This window comes from Mesorhizobium sp. 01N446, from assembly GCF_056399285.1.
In genome coordinates this window covers 1-379 of record NZ_JBFTRA010000054.1, presented here as the reverse complement: position 1 = coordinate 379, position 379 = coordinate 1, and the positions used below count along the sequence as shown (strand labels likewise).

Here is a 379-nt window from a genome sequence, read left to right as displayed (position 1 = left end):
GTTGACGGCGCTCTCAGCCACTGCGCTGGCGAGCCTGTCATCGATCCTCGGCAACCTGACGATGTTCGGGATGATCATGCTGTTTCTGGTGATTGGCGCGCTGCGCAAGGTCAAGGTCTACGAAGCGTTCGTCGAAGGTGCCAAAGAAGGCTTCGATGTCGCCAAGAACCTGCTGCCATATCTGGTCGCGATGCTGTGTGCGGTGGGCGTATTGCGGGCGTCCGGTGCGCTCGACTTCGGGCTGGACGGGATTCGCCATCTGGTGCAATGGGCCGGATGGGACACGCGTTTCGTCGATGCCCTGCCGACCGCGATGGTCAAGCCGTTCTCCGGCAGCGCTGCACGGGCGATGCTGATCGAAACCATGAAAACCCAAGGC

General features: G+C 61.5%; 1 pseudogene. It reads left to right on the top strand.

Annotated elements, in window-relative coordinates:
• Positions 1–379 (top strand): annotated as a pseudogene (locus AC1DPX_RS35190) (hypothetical protein); the annotation flags it as partial.